Source organism: Kibdelosporangium persicum (assembly GCF_013280595.1).
Classification (GTDB): domain Bacteria; phylum Actinomycetota; class Actinomycetes; order Mycobacteriales; family Pseudonocardiaceae; genus Kibdelosporangium; species Kibdelosporangium persicum.
The window spans coordinates 364,411-381,469 of the sequence record NZ_JAAATY010000004.1; the positions used below are offsets into that span (position 1 = coordinate 364,411).

The window sequence follows — 17,059 nt, forward strand, 5'->3', positions numbered from 1 at the left end:
GAAGGGAGCGCGGTGCCGGGCACCGAAACCCAGGTGAACAAGGAGCCGGAGAGCGCGCAGGAGCGTGCTGCCCGGTTCGAGCGTGACGCCATGCCGTTGCTGGACCAGCTGTACTCGGCGGCGCTGCGGATGACCCGCAACCCGTCCGACGCCGAGGACCTGGTGCAGGAGACCTACTTGAAGGCCTTCGCCGCCTTCGAGTCGTTCTCGGCTGGGACCAACCTCAAGGCTTGGCTGTACCGCATCCTCACCAACACGTACATCAACGGCTACCGCAAGCGGCAGCGGCAGCCCATCCAGCAGCCGACGGACGAGATCACCGACTGGCAGCTGGCCCAGGCCGAGAGCCACACGTCGAGCGGTCTGCGCTCGGCCGAGGTCGAGGCCATGGACAACCTGCCGGATGACGACGTCAAGCAGGCCTTGCAGCGGCTGCCGGAGGAGTTCAGGCTGGCCGTGTACCTCGCGGACGTCGAGGGATTCGCTTACAAGGAGATCGCCGAGATCATGGGGACCCCGATCGGGACCGTGATGTCGCGCCTGCACCGCGGACGCCGTCAGCTCCGCGACATGCTGGCCGGCGTGGCCAAGGAGCGGGGCTTCGTGCGGGCGGAGGTGTCGGGATCGTGAGTTGCGGCGACCACCACGAGACGGACTGCTCCGAGGTACTGGCCGAAGTGTGGCTGTTCCTCGACAACGAGTGCGACAAGAGCCGTAAGGAGCTGCTGAGGCAGCACCTCGACGAGTGCAGCCCGTGCCTCGCCGAGTACGGCATCGACGAGCACCTCAAGGAGCTGCTGGCGAAGAAGTGCGGCGGGGATCACGCGCCGGAGGCCCTGAAGGAACGCCTTCGGGCGACGATCCGCAAGACCGTGGTCGAACAGGGCGGTGTCTCGGTGGAGATCACCAAGACCCAGGTGGAGATTCGCGAGATCTGAGTGGTGAACGGCCCCGGAGGACGTCCTCCGGGGCCGTTTCGCGCTCAGCTGTTCGGGCGCTTGCCGTGGTTGGCGCCACCCTTTTTGCGGTCGCGACGCTTGCGTGCGCGCTTCGACATGCGAATCTCCTACTGCATGGTTGCCTTGTCAGCCCATTGTGACAGGTCCGCGACAGCCGTTCGGACCGTGGTTGGATCGGCCGGGGAGAGGAGCGCCGTTGTCGACACTCGCTGATCTGCTGGCCGAGCACACCGGACTGCCCGGGGGTGCCGTCGACCACCTGCAGAAGGTGGTCGCCGAGTGGCAGTTGCTGTCCGATCTGTCCTTCGCGGACTTCCTGCTGTGGGTCCCGTACGTCGAGGAGCACGAGAACGACACGGGCGACCGGCTCGGCGGCGAGTTCCTCTGCGTCGCGCACGCCCGTCCGACGACCGCGCCGACCGCGCACCCCGAGGACATCGTCGGCACGTTCATCAAGGTGTCCGACCACCCGCAGCTACGCAGGGCCGTGGTCGAACGGCGCGTCTGCCGCGAAGAGGACCCGCACTGGTACCTGGGCGTGCCGGTACGCCGCGAAACGATCCCGGTGGTCTACGACGGCGAAGTCGTCGGCGTGCTGTCCCGTGAGACGAACCTGGCCGTGCCGCGGGTGCCGTCACCGTTGGAGATCGCGTATCTCGGCAGCGCGGGCGATTTGTGCCAGATGGTCGCGGACGGGACGTTCCCGAGCGTCGAGCCGACCGCGGACGTGCACACCAGCCCACGTGTCGGCGACGGCCTGATCCGGTTGGACGCCAACGGAACCGTGATCTTCGCGAGCCCGAACGCGTTGTCGGCGTACCACCGGATGGGGCACGCCGCCGATCTGGTCGGTGTCCGGCTGGCTCCGTTGACCCGGTCGCTGATCGCGGATCCCTTCGACGCCACCGAGATCGCGCAGCGCATGCTCGCCGCGATCGACGGCCAGCCGAGCATGCGCACCGAAGTGGAGTCACGACGTGGCGCGGTGGTGCTGTTCCGTGCGCTTCCGTTGCGGCCCATGGACACCCCGGCGGGCGCGCTCGTGCTCGTGCGTGACGTGACCGAGGTGAAACGGCGTGATCGGGCGCTGTTGTCCAAGGACGCCACGATCCGCGAGATCCACCACCGGGTGAAGAACAACCTGCAGACCGTGGCCGCGTTGCTGCGCCTGCAATCCCGCCGCACCAACAGCCCGGAGGCCAAGGCCGCGCTCGCCGAGTCCGTGCGCCGGGTCGCCGCGATCGCGATGGTGCACGAAACGCTGTCCATGTCCGTGGACGAACGGGTCGACCTGGACACGTTGCTGGACAAGGTGATCCCCGTGGTCGGCGATGTCGCCGTCGCCGAGTCGCACGTGAAGGTCCGGCGCGGCGGGCAGTTCGGTGTCGTCTCGGCGGAACTCGCCACGCCGCTCGTGATGGTCGTCGCCGAACTGGCCCAGAACGCGGTGGAGCACGCGTATCCGAGCGGCCAGGGCGGCGAGGTGACCATCTCGGCCAACCGCTCGGCGCGCTGGCTCGACGTGGTCATCTCGGACGACGGCAAGGGACTGCCGCGGGGATTCTCGTTGGAGCGCACCGACGGACTCGGTCTGCAGATCGTCCGCACACTCGTGGAGTCCGAACTGCGCGGCTCGTTGTCGCTTCGGCGCAGGGAACCTCGCGGCACGGAAGCCGTCCTGCGCGTCCCCCTGTCCCATCGCCGCTGATCACCCCTCGTGAGTGGTTGTCAGGGTTAGAACACGGATAAACACTCACGAGGGGTGAGCTGGGGAAACTTAAAGGCCCGGTACCGAGGTTGTCGGTACCGGGCCCATAAGCGCTTTGGATTGCGCGGGTTGCAGAGCCTCAGGCGTTGCTGCGCGCCCGGGTGCGAGCGTTGCGCCGCTTGAGAGCGCGTCGCTCGTCCTCACTCATCCCGCCCCATACGCCAGCATCCTGGCCGCTTTCGAGGGCCCAGGACAGGCACGAGGAGGTCACGGGGCAGCGGGTGCAAACGGCCTTCGCCTCGGCGATCTGCAGGAGCGCAGGACCGCTGTTCCCCACGGGGAAGAACAGCTCGGGGTCCTCGTCACGGCAGGCCGCGCGGTGGCGCCAGTCCATTTTCCTAGCTCCTTGCCAGGCGCGCTTCGGCGCGCCAGTCGTCGTCATTCGGTCGTTCGGGGTGCTTGTGAATGCTTTCACGAACCAGCCGGATGTCAAGAGGTGTTCTGTGGCCGGTGAGTGAACTCACCCAAAAGATCGACGGCAGCACGTATTCACCGGACCTAGTGTGACCTTGCATCACACGCCCGATATCTCAAGTACCCAATCGGTCAGACGGCAACCACAAGTGCCCTCGGAACCGACGTGAACTCGACGTTCGTCCGCTCGCCGACGAGGTCACCGTCCACCTGGAGGCGTACTGGCTCCTCGGCGGTGACCCTGATCGACTCAACGTCGTCGCGCCGCAGAACCTTCCCGCCGTGCTGGTTTCCTCGTTTGGACACGGCTTGGCGAAGTGCACGAAGTACGGTCGGCAAGCGGAGGGTGTTCAGCGAATAGAGCCCGAGACCGCCGTCGAAGGTGCAGCCCGCGTTCAGGTGCACGGGCCGGTTGCCCAGGTAGGTCCACGGGTCGGTGTTCGAGACGAACGCCAGCCGGCCGCCCTGGTGTGGCTGTTCGCCGGGGATCTCGATCTGCAGCTGAGGCTGGCCGTGTGCGGGCTTCAGGTAGCACGCCATCGCCGCCCTGGCGTACAGGTACGGGCTGGTTTGCTTGCCGCGCTTGCGATCCACCCACTCGACGACGTCGGCGTCCCAGCCGACTCCGGCGTTGAATGTGAAAAATCTGCTGCCGTCGTGCCACGAGACACGGCCCAGCCCGACCGTGCGGGTGCGGTTCCGCTCGATCGCGGTCAGCAGGACACCGGTCGCCTCGACCGGGTCACGCGGCAACCCGAGGGCGCGCGCGAACACGTTCGCCGATCCGCCTGGCACCACACCCAGCATCGGGGCCGGTGAGCCCGCCGTGAGCAGGCCGTTGACGACCTCGTTGACTGTGCCGTCCCCGCCGTGGGCGACGACCAGGTCCACGCCCTCCTCAGCGGCCTTGGCGGCGGCCTTCATCGCATGACCGCGGTAGTCGGTCTCGATGACGTCCAGCTTCACCTCGCTGGCCAGGGCGTGCGCCAGCACGTCCCGTCCGGCGGGCGTTGTCGCCGTCGCCTGGGGATTGACTACCAGCACTGCACGCATGACCGCAGCGTAAAACAGTGCGTCGGTATCTCCGCCCGGCGCGTGGTCCGAACGAGTGGCGTGGCATAACCCATATGAGTCACCTGGTTGCTGCCAGTGATCGTGCTCCCTTCGTCCCGCCATCGGTTCGCTGTCGTGACGAGTGCACCCGGACGACCAATCCGCTCGACGACGACCTGGTAAGGATCATCGCCCGATTCCGAGCCAGATGGGACCGTCCGTCCGGGTGGCATACGATCGGTTACCACGCACCGAACGTCACAATCCCGCAGCCACCAGGAAGTTTCGTGACCAGTGACACAGCCGTGCCCGGCACGGTGAAAGCGGCCGGCCTGCTGGTCGGCATCGAAGGGCTCGCCGGGATCGCGTTCGCGGTCGTCCTGCTGATCGGCGGTAGTTCCCAGCCAGGACTGAACGTCTACGGCCAGGCCGGCTACTTCGTGGTGATCTTCGGCGGCGTGCTCGCCTGCGGGATCGGCCTGCTGCTCGGCAAGCGGTGGGCCCGCGGCCCGGCGACCGCGGTCCAGATCCTGCTGCTGGGTGTCTCGTGGTACGCGATCGGCCCGTCCGGTCAGCCCGGCTACGGCATCCCGGCCGCGGTGTTCTGCGTCGTGGTGCTCGTGCTGCTGTTCCGGACGTCCTCCCGGGCGTGGGCGGACGGGCACGGCACTTCCGGCGAAGACGCGAACTGACTCCGAAACACCGCGAACCCGACTTTTGACGGGTACATGGACTCACTCGATCGGGTGACCCTAGGTAGGTCCCTGATTCCACCCTGCAAGCGGCGGTGCTCCGCCGCGGAATCGAGTGATCTCCATGAAGTTCGCGCGTCTTGGTATGGCCCTGGCGGGAGTGACCCTCGCCGTCATGGGCATCGCCGCTCCGGCGGCCTCCGCGGCACCCGTCGCGGAGCCCACCGACGTCACGCCGATGATCATCGGCGGCGGCAACGCCTCCAACGCCCCGTGGGCGGCCCGGCTGTTCCGCAACGGCCAGCAGAACTGCACCGCCACGGTCATCGCCCCGAACTACGTGCTGACCGCGCAGCACTGCGTGGCGGGCAGCGGCACCTACACGTTCCGGATCGGCAGTCTCGACCAGACCTCCGGCGGCCAGATGCGCACGGCCGCCCAGATCACCACCCACCCCACCGCCGACCTGGCCATCGCCCGGCTGTCCCAGCCGTACCAGGGCACCTACTCGCCGCTGGGCACCACGTCGAACGTGGCGGTCAACCAGACCGTGCAGGTCTACGGCTGGGGTGCGACGTGCACCGGCCAGCCGGAGATCAACTGCCAGTCGCGGTACCTGAAGGTCGCCAACGTGCGGGTCACCTCGGTGTCCTGCAGTGACTACCGCGGCGGCATCGCCGTGTGCGCCAGCCGGATCGACGGCATCACCGCCGGTGGCGACTCCGGTGGCCCGATGTTCGCGTCCGGCCGCCAGGTCGGCGTCGCGTCCACGAGTGACCGCGCCACCCGCACCGCGTACACCAACATCACGCGGTACCGGTCCTGGATCCAGTCCATCGCGGGCGTGTAAGCGCCGCGATCACGAAGCGGGCCCGGTATCCCTGCGGCCGGGCCCGCTTTCCCGGTTTCCGAGTCCACAGCGGAGTGTCAGCGGGTTCCCGCTGCCGCCGCTAGCGGTTGAGCGCGGCCCTGATCGGCTCGAGGGCGCCGATCGCCTCGTCCAGCGATTCGGCCTCCTCCCACTGCTCACGCCACTCGGACTCCTCGGACAGGATCCGCGCGATCGCGCGCAGGGACAGTTCGACGAAGTCGTCCGGCAGCTCGATGCCCTGCCCGTCGGTGAGGAACTCGGGGCCGTACACCGAGTCGACCTCCGGGCCGCCCGGCTGCTGCGACGCGACGATCGCGGCGGCGGCGATCGCCGCGTTCGCCTCGGTCACTTCGAGGTAGTCCTCGTTGTCGGCGGCGGCTTCCAGCGCTTCACGAATCAGGCCGGCCCGGTCGGCGGGGTCCGCGTCGTTCAGATCCCCGGCGAAGTCCGCCGCGTCGTCGTTGTCGAAAGCACCCGTGTCCCAGGCACCCATCGGCTTGCTCCTCGCGTGATGCAGATTGTGCGCGGCAAACCGTACTCCGGGATGTCAGACGTCCAGCGGCGGTACGTTCAACCGGCCGATGCGGGGTTCGCCGCGCTCGTGGTCGAGCACCGCGATGCCGGCCGGGTCAAGTCCGAAGTGGACGCCGTGGGTGGCGGGCAGGTCGAGCCAGCGCGCGATCAGCACGCGGCTGAAATGCCCATGCCCCACAAGGATCACGTCGCCGCACGGCAGCAGCTCCTTGACCCGCGCGAGGACCGCGTCGGCACGGTCGCTGACCTGTTTGGCCTCCTCGCCGCCGGGCGACGGGTGCGACCAGACGGTCCAGCCAGGTACCTGTTCGCGGATCTGGGGAGTGGTCAGGCCTTCGTAGTCGCCGTAGTCCCATTCGGCGAGCTCTTCGAGCTTCTCGTCGACGGTCAGGCCCGCGAGTTCCGCGGTGCGGACCGAGCGTTGCCGTGGGCTGGTCAGCACGCGGTAGGGCGGGACCGCGCTGCCGCGCAGCGTGCTCATCACCAGACCGGCGCGGCGCGCCTGCTGCTCACCGTTCTCGGTCAGCGGGATGTCGGAGACGCCGGTGTGCTTGCCGCTGGCCGACCATTCGGTCTGGCCATGGCGGAGGATGTACACAGCGGAGGCTTTTTCGTCTGCCACTCGGCGATCCTAAGAGCGTGGCCGCTCAGCCGCTGGGAGTTGGCGGTGTGAGCTGCGTCGTACTGCTTACAAAACGCTTGTCCGGTAGGACCTTGCGCATGGTTCGGCGACGCCGGCGGCTCATCGCCGACAGAAGCGTCCATACCAGGTGCAACACCATGGTTCAGGGTTCCCCGTGCGGGCCGGCTTGAACCTCGCGCATGAGGCTTGACTGGTATAGACCAATTGCGGTTTAGTGGGCTGAGTCACGTGACGACGACATTCCTTACCCTGCCTAAGGAGTTAGCCGTGTTGTTACGCCGCCTTTCGGCGGCCTTGGCCGCATGCGCGGCCATTGGCGCCATGGTTGTTGTCTCGCCCCTGGCCACGGCCGCACCCGCCTGCGCTTCGGCGTGGAGTGCGTCCCAGGTCTACACCGGAGGCATGACGGCCTCCCACAACGGCCGCAACTGGTCCGCGAAGTGGTGGACCCAGAACGAAACCCCGGGAACCGTCGACGTATGGGCTGACCAGGGGGCGTGCGGCGGCACGACCACGCCGCCGGGGTGCGACCACCCGAACTGGGTGGCCGGAAAGAACTACGTGGCCGGCGACATCGTCAAGTACACGGACGGCAAGTACTACATCGCCGAGCACGACAACCCGGGCTACGACCCGGTGATCAGCACCTGGTTCTGGGAGCCGTACACCTGCGGCGGCACGACGCCGCCGGACCCGTCAGGCTTCGTGGTCTCCGAGGCGCAGTTCAACCAGATGTTCCCGAGCCGGAACCCGTTCTACACCTACAGCGGCCTGGTGACGGCGATGAGCGCGTACCCGGGCTTCGCCAAGACCGGCAGCGACGTCGTACGCAAGCAGGAGGCGGCCGCGTTCCTGGCCAACGTGCACCACGAGACCGGCGGCCTCGTGCACATCGTCGAGCAGAACCAGGCCAACTACCCGCACTACTGCGACGCCTCACAGCCCTACGGTTGCCCGGCAGGTCAGGCGGCGTACTACGGCCGCGGCCCGATCCAACTGAGCTGGAACTTCAACTACAAGGCCGCGGGCGACGCCCTCGGCCTGCCCCTGCTGACCAACCCGTGGCTCGTGCAGAACGACGCGGCCGTCGCGTGGAAGACCGGCCTCTGGTACTGGAACACCCAGAACGGCCCCGGAACCATGACCCCGCACAACGCGATGGTCAACGGTGCGGGCTTCGGCGAGACCATCCGCAGCATCAACGGTTCGCTGGAATGCAACGGCCGTAACCCCGCACAGGTCCAGAACCGCGTGAACAACTACACCCGCTTCGTCGGCATCCTCGGCGTACCGGCGGGCAACAACCTCTACTGCTGAGTTCCGCTCCGTGACCGGCGCCCGCCTTCCCCGCGGGCGCCGCTCACATCTGACCTGTGCACCGACGACAGCCCTTGCAGGCGCTCCGCGGCTGAGAACGGTGGAGCAGTCGAAGGACGGCCAACGCCCGGTCGCCCCGACCGGATTGCTTGGTCAGCGCCGCCACAACACCGGCCAGCAGCGTCACCAGTGCGAAAGGCCCGTACCGCAAGGCCAGGAGCACTGTCGCGATGGACACGGGCACAGCCGCGATCAGCTCGACGGACGTCGACATGAGCGATCCCCTTCGCACGGCGAAGCAGGAGCGCCTGCACCCCCACGGCCAACCAGGAGGTGGCGCATTGCCAACCTCTGCCGATCACCGAGACAGGAACAGACGACCCTAGTGGTCCGGGCCAGTGTCGCAGCCGCGCGGACACCCGAATACCGCCGAAACGGTCCGTTCGACAAAACGGCGCCCACCGGAGAAGGTGGACGCCGTCTTCAGGTCAACTGACCTCAGCCCTGCTTGGTCTCCCAGAAGATCTTGTCGATCTCCGCGATCAGGTCGAGCAGTTCCTGGCCCTTGGCCGGGTCCATGCTGCCCTTGGCGCCCGAGGCGCCCGCGGCCTTCGTGGCGCGGTTGAACAGGTCGTGCAACTGCGGGTACTTCTCGAAGTGCGGGGCCTTGAAGTAGTCGGTCCACAGCACCCACAGGTGGTGCTTGACCAGCTCGGCGCGCTGCTCCTTGATCTGGATCGCCCGAGTGCGGAACTCGGGGTCCTCGTTGGCCTGGTACTTCTCCTGGATCGCCTTGACCGATTCGGCCTCGATCCGGGCCTGGGCTGGGTCGTACACGCCGCACGGCAGGTCGCAGTGAGCGGTTGCTTCCAGCCGAGGGCGCACGAGCGCCCTGAGCGACGGCAGTCGCATGGGTGCCTCCCTGGCAGTATGCGCCTACATAGGCGCACTATTCACTTACGGATGCTCCGACAATGGGGACCTTACTCGCGCGTGCCGGGCCTGGCAGTCGGAGGTGATCGTTGGCTCATCCGCTGGGCTGGTGGCCGATACGTTTCGTCACCGTCCGGGGCCCGTCGATGGCCCCGACGCTCAAGGACGGCGATGTCGTGCTCGTTCGCCGGACGAGCAAGGCCAGGCCGGGTGACGTCGTGCTCGTCCGGTGGGCGAGCAGGCCAGGGCAGCTGTCCATCAAGCGGGTCAGGGAGCCGGGCTACTTCGTGGTCGGTGACAACCCGTTCGCGTCCACCGACTCGCGGGAGCTCGGGCCGGCCGAGGTGCTCGGGGTGATGATCTACAAACTCCGGTAGTGCGCCACGCAGGCGTCGTACGTCGGCAGCAGGCCGGCCGCCTGTGCCTCGGCCAGGGTCGGGGCCTTCGTGTCCTTCTCCGAGAGGATCGGCTCGATGTCCATCGGCCACGGCAGGCGCAGTGACTCGTCCAACGGGGTGATGCCGTGTTCGCGTCCCGGGTTGTAGCCGGTGGAGCAGAGGTAGCTCATCGCGGTGTCGTCCTCCAACGCCACGAACGCGTGCCCGATGCCTTCCGGTACATACAGTGCGCGGTACTCGCGCGCGTCGAGCAGCACTGAGTCCCATTGCCCGAACGTCGGGGAGCCGACCCGGATGTCCACCACGACGTCCAGCATCGAGCCGCGCGGGCAGTAGACGTACTTCGCCTGTCCCGGCGGGGTCTCGGCGAAGTGCACGCCGCGGATCACGCCACGGCTGGACACACTGTGGTTCGTCTGCGCCAGCCGCAACGGGTGGCCGACCGCTTCCTCGAAGACGTCGCCCTGGAACGGCGCGGCGAACAGGCCCCTGCTGTCCTCGAAGGTCCGCGGGGTGAACTCGAAGACCCCGGCGATCGACAACTCGCGTACGTGCATACCCGAGAGTCTAAGGAGCCGACTTGACCGATCGTGAGGCGCTCCGCCTGCGCGTTGTGAGTACAAACCGGACGGACGTCTTGCGAAAATGGGCCCTGACATGCGGAAATCGTCGGGAAAACTGTGATCCCCGCCGCAGACACTCCTCCGGACAGGTGCCACACTGGTCGAACCGCAGCGTCCGCGGTCGCACCGTCCAACCAGCGGATGGGTGCGGCCGGGCGGCCGACGCCGCTCGACATCCGGTGCCACCGCGCCGTTTCCAGCGTCGTTCCACGCACAGCTGACTTTTTGAGGACGCCTCCTGTGACTGCTATGGATGAAGAACTGGCCAAGCCGGTGACCGACGACGAGATCTTCCGCGCGCACGAGGGCGGGAAACTCGATATCGGGGTCCCGCGGCCGATCTCCGATCCGCGCACGCTGGCCATCGCCTACACCCCGGGGGTGGCGAAGGTCAGCCGCGCGATCGCCGAGGACCCGAAGGTCGCCCGCACGCACACCTGGACGCACCGCCTGGTCGCGGTGGTCAGCGACGGCACCGCCGTGCTCGGGCTCGGCGACATCGGCGCGGCGGCGTCCCTTCCCGTGATGGAGGGCAAGTCCGCGCTGTTCAAGACGTTCGGCGGACTGAACTCGATCCCGCTGGTGCTCAACACGACCGACGTCGACGAGATCGTCGAGACGCTGGTGCGGCTGCGGCCGTCGTTCGGCGCGGTCAACCTCGAGGACGTCTCGGCCCCGCGGTGCTTCGAACTCGAGGCCAAACTGATCGAAGCCCTTGACTGCCCGGTGATGCACGACGACCAGCACGGCACCGCCGTGGTCGTGCTCGCCGCCTTGCGAGGCGCCGCAACGGTCACCGACCGCGCGTTGCAGGACCTGCGGGTGGTCATCGCGGGTGCGGGCTCGTCCGGCATCGCGTGCGCGAAGATCCTGATCGCGGCGGGCGTCGGCGAGGTCACGCTGCTCGACTCGCGCGGCATCATCCACCCCGGCCGCGACGGCCTGAACCGCTACAAGGCCGAGCTGGCCGAGGTGACCAACGCGAGCGGGCTGCGCGGCGGGATCGCCGAGGCCCTGCGCGGCGCGGACGTGTTCATCGGGCTGTCGTCCTCCCAGGTCCCGGCGGAGCTGATCGCCACGATGGCGCCTCGCGCCAGCGTTTTCGCGCTGTCCAACCCGGACCCGGAGATCCACCCGGACATCGCCCGCAGGCACGCGGCCGTCGTGGCGACCGGTCGCAGCGACTTCCCGAACCAGATCAACAACGTCTCGGCGTTCCCCGGCATCTTCCGTGGCGCGCTGGACGCCGGTGCCACCCGGATCACCGAGAACATGAAGCTGGCGGCGGCCGAGGCGATCCACGCGGTCGCGCTCGACGAGCTGGACGCCGACCACATCATGCCCAGCGCGCTCGACCCCCGCGTCGCGCCTGAGGTGGCGCAGGCCGTGGCCGCTGCGGCGGTGCGCGACGGAGTCGCCTGATCACAGGCAGGGATTGATTGTTCACAGCAGGACGGTAGCCTGATCGGCGCGGCGGGAGGTACGTATCCAGGATGGCGCTCGGCCCGCCCGGGTTAAAGGCGCGGGAAGGGTGGCACCGTGGCCGAACTGGTCGAGCCTGCGGGGTCGGCGCGGGGATCGGCACTGTCCGATTCGTCGCCGGCCGAGGCGGGCTGGGTCCGTTGTTCGGACGGTTTGGTGGTGCAGGCGAACCTGGGTGCGGCCGTGCTCGCCGGCGTGCATGCCCCGGACGAGCTGGTCGGCCAGTCGCTGGCCGGTCTGCTCGCCGAGGACGAGTCCGGCCAGCGGGTGCTCCGTCCGGACGGGACGTCCGTCGAGGTCACGGCGTTGCGGCTGGAGCAGGACGCCGGTCAGGTCACCGTCGTGTTCGGGCCGCCGGTCAACGGCGGCCGGTTCGGCGCCGAAGAACTGATCGAGGTGCAGCGGATCTCCGGCCTCGGCAGCTTCGTGCACGTCGTCGCCGAGCGCCGCACGTACTACAGCGAACCACTCCACGAGCTGCTCGACGTCAATCTCGGCGCTGACGACACCGAGGCGGAATTGCTGTTCCGGACCCACCCGGAGGACCTGCCCGCGGTCATCGAGTTCCGGGAACGGCTGCTGGAGTGCACGGACAGCGAGCCGATCGAGCTGGAGCTGCGGGAACGCGACACCGACCGGGTCTTCCTGGTCCGCGCCCAGCCGGTGTTCGACGACGCGGGCGAGGTCTGCCGGGTCCGCGGCATCGTGCAGGAGATCTCGAAGCTGCGGGCGCCGGACCGCCAGCGCGGCCTGGACCGCAGGCTCTTCGAGGACGCCCAGCGGGTGGCCCTGCTGGGCACCTGGGCGTGGAACACCGCGACCGGTGACTGCGTCTGGTCGACGATGCTCTACGAGCTGTTCGGCGTCGAGCCCCGGTCGGCCATGACCTACGACGACTACCTGGAGTTCGTCCACCCGGACGACCGGTCCTGGGTGGATCGCACGTGGCGCCGGCTGGCCGACAGCGGCGAGGCCGTGGTGTGCGAGTACCGGGTGGTCCGGCCGGACAGCCAAGTCAGGGTGTTGCGCTGCCGTGGCGCCTCGTTCGCGGGCCGCAAGGACGGCCCGGTGATGGTCGGCACCGCGCAGGACGTGACCGAGCAGCGGTCGACCGAGAGCCGGATGCAGCGGTCCAGCCAGCGGTTTACCGACCTGGTGGCGATCACCCCGGTCGGGATCGGGCTGTTCGACGCGGGCGAGCGGCTGGTGGACGCCAACGACGCGCTGTGCAAGCTGCTGGGGATGGGCCTGGAGCGGCTGCGCGGGCTGACCGTGGAGAAGCTGACGCATCCCGACCACGACCCACGGGCACGATTGGCCGCGGGACAACGTGTCATGGTCACGGCCGCCGGCGATCCCGTCTACTGCGAACTCAACGTGGTGTCGTCGGTCGCCGACGACGGGCGCCGGTTCTGGCTGGTGGTCTTCCAGGACGTGACCGAACGGCGGCGGGCCGCGGAGTTGCTCCGTCATCAGGCCACGCACGACGACCTCACGGGCCTGCCCGGCCGCGCCGCTGTGAACGAGCTGCTGGCCGGACTGCTGAGCGGGCCGGGGGCGAAGGACGTCGCTCTGCTGTTCTGCGACGTGGACAACTTCAAGCGAGTAAACGATTCCCTCGGCCACGACGCCGGTGACGAGCTGCTCGTCGCGCTGGCCCGGCGGCTGGAGGATGGCCTGCCCGAGGGCTGCACGGCGGCGCGGATGTCGGGCGACGAGTACGTGGTGATCTGCCGGGACCAGAACAAGGCAGGCGGCGTGGACGAGCTGGCGACCAAGGTCGCGCACCTCTTCCGGACCGCGGTTCCGGTGCGCGGCCAGCTGTTGCGGGTGTCGGCATCGGTCGGTGCGGCCGTCCCGAGCGGACCGGACACCACCGGTGCCGATCTGCTCAGGTTCGCCGACGCGGCCATGTTCGAGGCGAAAAGACGGGGCGCGGGAAGGGTTTCGCTCGCCAACGCCGCGCTGATGGCGTCCGCGGACAGCCAGATGTATCTGGAAGGCCAGCTGCGGGAGGCATTAGGGAACGACGGCCTTGTCCTGTACTACCAACCTGTCGTCGGCGTCGACGGCACGATCCTGACTGCCGAGGCACTGGTCCGGTGGCCGCACCCGGATCGCGGACTGCTCACCCCAGGCCAGTTCCTCCCGGTGGCCGAACAGGGCGACCTGCTGCGTGACCTGGACCGGTGGGTGCTGCGGACCGCGTTGCGGGAGGCGAAGACCTGGCCGGAGACGGCGGGCAGACAGGTCTCGGTAGCGATCAACCTGGCCGGGCTGGTACCCGGCGACCCCGAGTTCGTCGACGTCGTGGCCACCGCGATCGCCGGTTCCGGGGTGGAGTGGGAACGAGTCGTGCTCGAACTGGTCGAGACCAGCTTCGTGGACCTGCCGTCACGCAGCCGGTCCGCCATGGCCGACCTGGTCTCCCGGGGCGTGCGGTTCGCCGTGGACGACTTCGGCACCGGCTATTCCTCGTTGGCGCGGCTCAAGGAGCTGCCCGCGCAGATCATCAAGGTCGACCGCCGGTTCGTCGCCGGGATCGGCACCGATCCGTCCGACTTCGCGGTCGCCCGTGCGGTGGTGGACCTGGCCAGGGCGATGGGCCGGACCTGTGTCGCCGAAGGCGTGGAGACCGCACCGCAGTTCAGCATGTTGCGTGACATCGGCGTCGAGGCCTACCAGGGCTGGTTGCTGTCCCGTGCGGTGCCCGCGGACGAGTTCCGTGCGCTGCTGGAACTCGGACCGCTGCACGTCCCGCCGACCTGATCTGGCGTCGACACCGTCCGGCCTGGTCATATCCTGGAATTCCGTGCCGTTGTCGGTACCTCGGGATAGGGTCGATCAGACCTGAGGCGGCCGGCAGGAGGCCGCCGCGACGAACGGGGCCCCGGTGATCGAGTTCCGGGACGTGACGAAGCAGTATCCCGACGGCACTGTCGCCGTCGACAAGCTGAACCTGACGGTGGAGGCAGGCACCATAACGGTGTTCGTGGGGCCGTCGGGGTGTGGCAAGACCACCTCGCTGCGGATGGTCAACCGTATGATCGAGGCCACCTCGGGCACGATCCTGATCGACGGCAAGGACATCAGGGACTCCGAGCCGGCGTTGTTGCGCCGTGGCATGGGGTACGTCATCCAGCAGGCCGGGCTCTTTCCGCACCGGACAGTGCTGGACAACGTCGCGACCGTGCCGCTGCTGTCCGGCTGGGACAAGCGCAAGGCCAGGGCGAGGGCGGCCGAGTTACTGGAGACCGTCGGCCTGCCCGCGGAGATGGGCAGGCGGTACCCGGTGCAGCTGTCCGGCGGGCAGCAGCAGCGGGTCGGCGTGGCTCGGGCGCTGGCCGCGGATCCGCCGATCCTGCTGATGGACGAGCCGTTCAGCGCGGTTGACCCGGTCGTGCGCGAGGACCTGCAGAACGAGTTGCTGCGCCTGCAGGGTGAGCTGGACAAGACGATCGTGTTCGTCACGCACGACATCGACGAGGCCGTGCGGATCGGCGAGAAGGTGGCCGTGTTCCGCAAAGGCGGTGTGCTGGCGCAGTACGGCACCCCGGCGGACGTGTTGCGGTACCCGGCGGACGAGTTCGTCGCGGGTTTTGTCGGCCGTGACCGCGGCTACCGTGGACTGTCCTTTTTGGAGTCGTCCGGGATCTCGGTCGACCGGGTCGAGACCGCGAAGCTGGGGAAGCCGCGCGCGGAGACCGTCGCCGACTGGGTACTCGTGCTCGACTCGGACGGGCATCCGTGTGGCTGGTTGCCACCCGGGACCTCAGTGGACGGTTCGCTGACCCGGGAACCGTTGGTGGCAGGCGGTTCCCTCTACACGACGGGAACGTCCTTGCGTGGCGCGCTGGACGCGGCACTGTCCTCTCCGGCCAGTCGCGGCGTGGTCGTCGACGAGGACGGCAAGTACGTCGGCGTGATCACCGCCCGCCAGGTGCTCGACCTGATCGAGGGCCACCCGCAAGCCGTGAGCAAGACATGAACTGGTTGTCCCGCAACATCGACGCGGTCCTCGAACTCACCGGGTACCACCTGGTGATCGCGCTGCTGCCGGTGCTGTTCGGCCTGGTGATCTCGATCCCGCTCGGCTGGGTGGCCAACCGGTGGCCGGTGGCCCGCGCGATCCTGGTGCCGGTCGCGGGCATCATGTACACGATCCCGTCGCTCGTGCTGTTCCTGATCCTGCCGCCGTTGCTGGGCACCAGGGTGCTCGACGAGATCAACGTGATCATCGCGTTGACGATCTACACCGTCGCCCTGCTCGTGCGGTCGGTCGCCGACGCGCTCGCCGCCGTCCCGCCGCACGTGATCGCCGCGGCCGACGCGATGGGGTACCGGCCGGTCCGCCGGTTCTTCGGCGTCGAGCTGCCGCTCGCGGTGCCCGTGCTGGTCGCGGGCCTGCGTGTGGCGACCGTGTCGAACATCAGCCTGACCAGCGTGGCCGCCATCCTTGGCGTGCCGCAGCTCGGCTCGTTGTTCACCGACGGGTTCGCGGTCGAGAACTACGACGAGATCGTCGTGGCGATCATCCTGATCTTCCTGCTGGCGATGGTCTTCGACGGCCTGTTGCTGCTGGCCGGGCGGCTGCTCACGCCGTGGGCCAGGGCCGGGCGAGCGGTGGGGGCGGCGAAGTGAACAGTTTCGGCAACGCGTTCGCGTGGCTCTTCGCGCCAGAACAGTGGTCAGGACCGAGCGGGATTCCCGCGCGCGTCCTGGAACACCTCGGCTACACGGCGTTGGCCGTGCTGCTCGGTCTGGTGATCGCCTTGCCGATCGGCATGGTCATCGGGCACAGCGGCAAAGGCGGGTTCCTGGTCGGCGCGGTCAACGCGCTGCGCGCGATCCCCGAGCTCGGCCTGCTGATCCTGCTGGTCCTTTTGATGGGCATCGGCCTGCTGCCGGTCACGCTGGCGCTGGTGGTCCTGGCCATCCCGCCGCTGCTGGCCGGAACGTACTCCGGCATCAGGAACGTCGACCGGTCCGTTGTGGACGCGGCACGCGGGATGGGCATGAAGGAAGGCCGCATCCTCATGCGCGTGGAGCTGCCCAACGCGCTGCCGCTGATCCTCGGCGGCCTGCGTGCGGCGACTCTCCAGGTGCTCGCCACGGCGACGATCGCGGCCTACGTCTCGCTCGGTGGCCTCGGCCGGTTCGTGATCGACGGCCTGTACTTGCGTGACTTCGCCCAGACCCTCGGCGGCACGATCGTGATCGCCGTCGTCGCCTTGGCTCTGGAAGGGCTGCTGATCCTGCTACAGCGGCTCGTTGTGTCCCGCGGCCTGCGCCGCAACCCGACCCGCCGCCGTGACCGCACCGTGCGGCCGGTGGAAATCGCAGTGGAAACCGCATGAGGAGAGAGAACCAAC

20 protein-coding genes are annotated in these 17,059 nt (G+C 68.4%); 12 read left to right on the forward strand and 8 right to left on the reverse strand.

What is annotated here, in order from left to right; translation table 11 throughout:
- Positions 1-12 precede the first annotated feature (12 nt).
- Positions 13-630, forward strand: a complete 618-nt coding sequence (locus tag GC106_RS10680; RefSeq protein WP_173127663.1) for a sigma-70 family RNA polymerase sigma factor — start codon at positions 13-15, stop codon at positions 628-630.
- Positions 627-938 (forward strand): mycothiol system anti-sigma-R factor, encoded by a 312-nt coding sequence (rsrA, locus tag GC106_RS10685; protein WP_173127666.1) that lies wholly within the window; start codon positions 627-629, stop codon positions 936-938. The genes GC106_RS10680 and rsrA overlap by 4 nt, the downstream gene beginning before the upstream one ends.
- Positions 939-982: 44 nt before the next feature.
- Here the strand turns inward: rsrA and GC106_RS49695 are convergent, their stop codons facing one another.
- Positions 983-1,057 carry a 50S ribosomal protein bL37 gene (locus tag GC106_RS49695; RefSeq protein ID WP_370591786.1) on the reverse strand — a complete coding sequence of 25 codons (75 nt, stop codon included), beginning with the start codon at positions 1,055-1,057 and terminating at the stop codon, positions 983-985.
- 98 nt (positions 1,058-1,155) lie between these two features.
- Here GC106_RS49695 and GC106_RS10690 point away from each other — a divergent pair, with 98 nt between their 5' ends.
- Positions 1,156-2,667: a sensor histidine kinase gene (locus tag GC106_RS10690; RefSeq protein WP_173127669.1), complete on the forward strand. Its 1,512-nt coding sequence runs from the start codon at positions 1,156-1,158 to the stop codon at positions 2,665-2,667.
- A gap of 139 nt (positions 2,668-2,806) precedes the next feature.
- On the opposite strand, the gene GC106_RS10695 is transcribed toward GC106_RS10690, so the two are convergent.
- Both GC106_RS10695 and GC106_RS10700 read right to left on the reverse strand, forming a co-directional pair.
- The gene (locus GC106_RS10695) at positions 2,807-3,061 is read right to left on the reverse strand and encodes a WhiB family transcriptional regulator (protein WP_173127672.1); all 255 of its coding nucleotides are present in this window, start codon (positions 3,059-3,061) and stop codon (positions 2,807-2,809) included.
- Between the two features lie 212 nt (positions 3,062-3,273).
- Positions 3,274-4,194 (reverse strand): diacylglycerol/lipid kinase family protein, encoded by a 921-nt coding sequence (locus tag GC106_RS10700; protein WP_173127675.1) that lies wholly within the window; start codon positions 4,192-4,194, stop codon positions 3,274-3,276.
- 287 nt (positions 4,195-4,481) lie between these two features.
- Between GC106_RS10700 and GC106_RS10705 the strand changes: the two genes are divergently transcribed.
- Positions 4,482-4,886: a hypothetical protein gene (locus tag GC106_RS10705; RefSeq protein WP_173127678.1), complete on the forward strand. Its 405-nt coding sequence runs from the start codon at positions 4,482-4,484 to the stop codon at positions 4,884-4,886.
- 124 nt (positions 4,887-5,010) lie between these two features.
- Entirely contained in the window at positions 5,011-5,736 is a 726-nt protein-coding gene (locus GC106_RS10710; protein ID WP_173127681.1) for a S1 family peptidase, read from the forward strand.
- Positions 5,737-5,836: 100 nt separating this feature from the next.
- Here the strand turns inward: GC106_RS10710 and GC106_RS10715 are convergent, their stop codons facing one another.
- Both GC106_RS10715 and GC106_RS10720 read right to left on the reverse strand, forming a co-directional pair.
- The gene (locus GC106_RS10715) at positions 5,837-6,250 is read right to left on the reverse strand and encodes a DUF4259 domain-containing protein (RefSeq protein WP_173127684.1); all 414 of its coding nucleotides are present in this window, start codon (positions 6,248-6,250) and stop codon (positions 5,837-5,839) included.
- A 54-nt stretch (positions 6,251-6,304) separates the two neighbouring features.
- Positions 6,305-6,913 carry a histidine phosphatase family protein gene (locus tag GC106_RS10720; protein ID WP_173127687.1) on the reverse strand — a complete coding sequence of 203 codons (609 nt, stop codon included), beginning with the start codon at positions 6,911-6,913 and terminating at the stop codon, positions 6,305-6,307.
- 288 nt (positions 6,914-7,201) lie between these two features.
- On the opposite strand from GC106_RS10720, the gene GC106_RS10725 reads away from it, so the two are divergent.
- Positions 7,202-8,251, forward strand: coding sequence for a glycoside hydrolase family 19 protein (locus GC106_RS10725; protein ID WP_312872587.1), 1,050 nt, complete (start codon positions 7,202-7,204; stop codon positions 8,249-8,251).
- A gap of 43 nt (positions 8,252-8,294) precedes the next feature.
- Here the strand turns inward: GC106_RS10725 and GC106_RS10730 are convergent, their stop codons facing one another.
- Together GC106_RS10730 and sodN are read right to left on the reverse strand one after the other, a co-directional pair.
- Entirely contained in the window at positions 8,295-8,525 is a 231-nt protein-coding gene (locus GC106_RS10730; protein ID WP_173127690.1) for a dof zinc finger protein, read from the reverse strand.
- A gap of 224 nt (positions 8,526-8,749) precedes the next feature.
- Positions 8,750-9,163 (reverse strand): superoxide dismutase, Ni, encoded by a 414-nt coding sequence (gene sodN / locus GC106_RS10735; RefSeq protein WP_173127693.1) that lies wholly within the window; start codon positions 9,161-9,163, stop codon positions 8,750-8,752.
- A gap of 110 nt (positions 9,164-9,273) precedes the next feature.
- On the opposite strand from sodN, the gene GC106_RS10740 reads away from it, so the two are divergent.
- Complete coding sequence (locus tag GC106_RS10740) at positions 9,274-9,561, forward strand: S26 family signal peptidase (RefSeq protein ID WP_246365319.1); 288 nt, start codon at positions 9,274-9,276, stop codon at positions 9,559-9,561.
- Here the strand turns inward: GC106_RS10740 and rfbC are convergent.
- Positions 9,546-10,139 carry a dTDP-4-dehydrorhamnose 3,5-epimerase gene (gene rfbC / locus GC106_RS10745; protein ID WP_173127696.1) on the reverse strand — a complete coding sequence of 198 codons (594 nt, stop codon included), beginning with the start codon at positions 10,137-10,139 and terminating at the stop codon, positions 9,546-9,548. The two genes, GC106_RS10740 and rfbC, sit on opposite strands and share 16 nt — an antisense overlap.
- A 315-nt stretch (positions 10,140-10,454) precedes the next feature.
- Here rfbC and GC106_RS10750 point away from each other — a divergent pair, with 315 nt between their 5' ends.
- From GC106_RS10750 to GC106_RS10770, 5 genes are all read left to right on the forward strand, one after another.
- Positions 10,455-11,627, forward strand: coding sequence for an NAD(P)-dependent malic enzyme (locus GC106_RS10750; RefSeq protein ID WP_173127866.1), 1,173 nt, complete (start codon positions 10,455-10,457; stop codon positions 11,625-11,627).
- Positions 11,628-11,744: 117 nt separating this feature from the next.
- Positions 11,745-14,456 carry a bifunctional diguanylate cyclase/phosphodiesterase gene (locus GC106_RS10755; RefSeq protein WP_173127699.1) on the forward strand — a complete coding sequence of 904 codons (2,712 nt, stop codon included), beginning with the start codon at positions 11,745-11,747 and terminating at the stop codon, positions 14,454-14,456.
- A 124-nt stretch (positions 14,457-14,580) separates the two neighbouring features.
- Entirely contained in the window at positions 14,581-15,675 is a 1,095-nt protein-coding gene (locus GC106_RS10760) for an ABC transporter ATP-binding protein (RefSeq protein WP_173127703.1), read from the forward strand.
- Positions 15,672-16,328, forward strand: a complete 657-nt coding sequence (locus GC106_RS10765; RefSeq protein ID WP_173127705.1) for an ABC transporter permease — start codon at positions 15,672-15,674, stop codon at positions 16,326-16,328. The genes GC106_RS10760 and GC106_RS10765 overlap by 4 nt, the downstream gene beginning before the upstream one ends.
- Entirely contained in the window at positions 16,325-17,044 is a 720-nt protein-coding gene (locus tag GC106_RS10770; protein WP_173127708.1) for an ABC transporter permease, read from the forward strand. Before GC106_RS10765 ends, GC106_RS10770 begins: the two co-directional genes overlap by 4 nt.
- Positions 17,045-17,059 lie beyond the last annotated feature (15 nt).

Excerpts from the sequence above, each read along its gene's own strand:
- GC106_RS10730 (WP_173127690.1), bottom strand. The coding sequence starts at position 8,525 with ATGTCGACGTCCGTCGAGCTGATCGCGGCTGTGCCCGTGTCCATCGCG.
- GC106_RS10695 (WP_173127672.1), bottom strand. The coding sequence starts at position 3,061 with ATGGACTGGCGCCACCGCGCGGCCTGCCGTGACGAGGACCCCGAGCTG.
- GC106_RS10700 (WP_173127675.1), bottom strand. The coding sequence starts at position 4,194 with ATGCGTGCAGTGCTGGTAGTCAATCCCCAGGCGACGGCGACAACGCCC.
- sodN (WP_173127693.1), bottom strand. The coding sequence starts at position 9,163 with ATGCGACTGCCGTCGCTCAGGGCGCTCGTGCGCCCTCGGCTGGAAGCA.
- rfbC (WP_173127696.1), bottom strand. The coding sequence starts at position 10,139 with ATGCACGTACGCGAGTTGTCGATCGCCGGGGTCTTCGAGTTCACCCCG.
- GC106_RS10710 (WP_173127681.1), top strand. The coding sequence starts at position 5,011 with ATGAAGTTCGCGCGTCTTGGTATGGCCCTGGCGGGAGTGACCCTCGCC.
- GC106_RS10765 (WP_173127705.1), top strand. The coding sequence starts at position 15,672 with ATGAACTGGTTGTCCCGCAACATCGACGCGGTCCTCGAACTCACCGGG.
- GC106_RS10750 (WP_173127866.1), top strand. The coding sequence starts at position 10,455 with ATGGATGAAGAACTGGCCAAGCCGGTGACCGACGACGAGATCTTCCGC.
- GC106_RS10715 (WP_173127684.1), bottom strand. The coding sequence starts at position 6,250 with ATGGGTGCCTGGGACACGGGTGCTTTCGACAACGACGACGCGGCGGAC.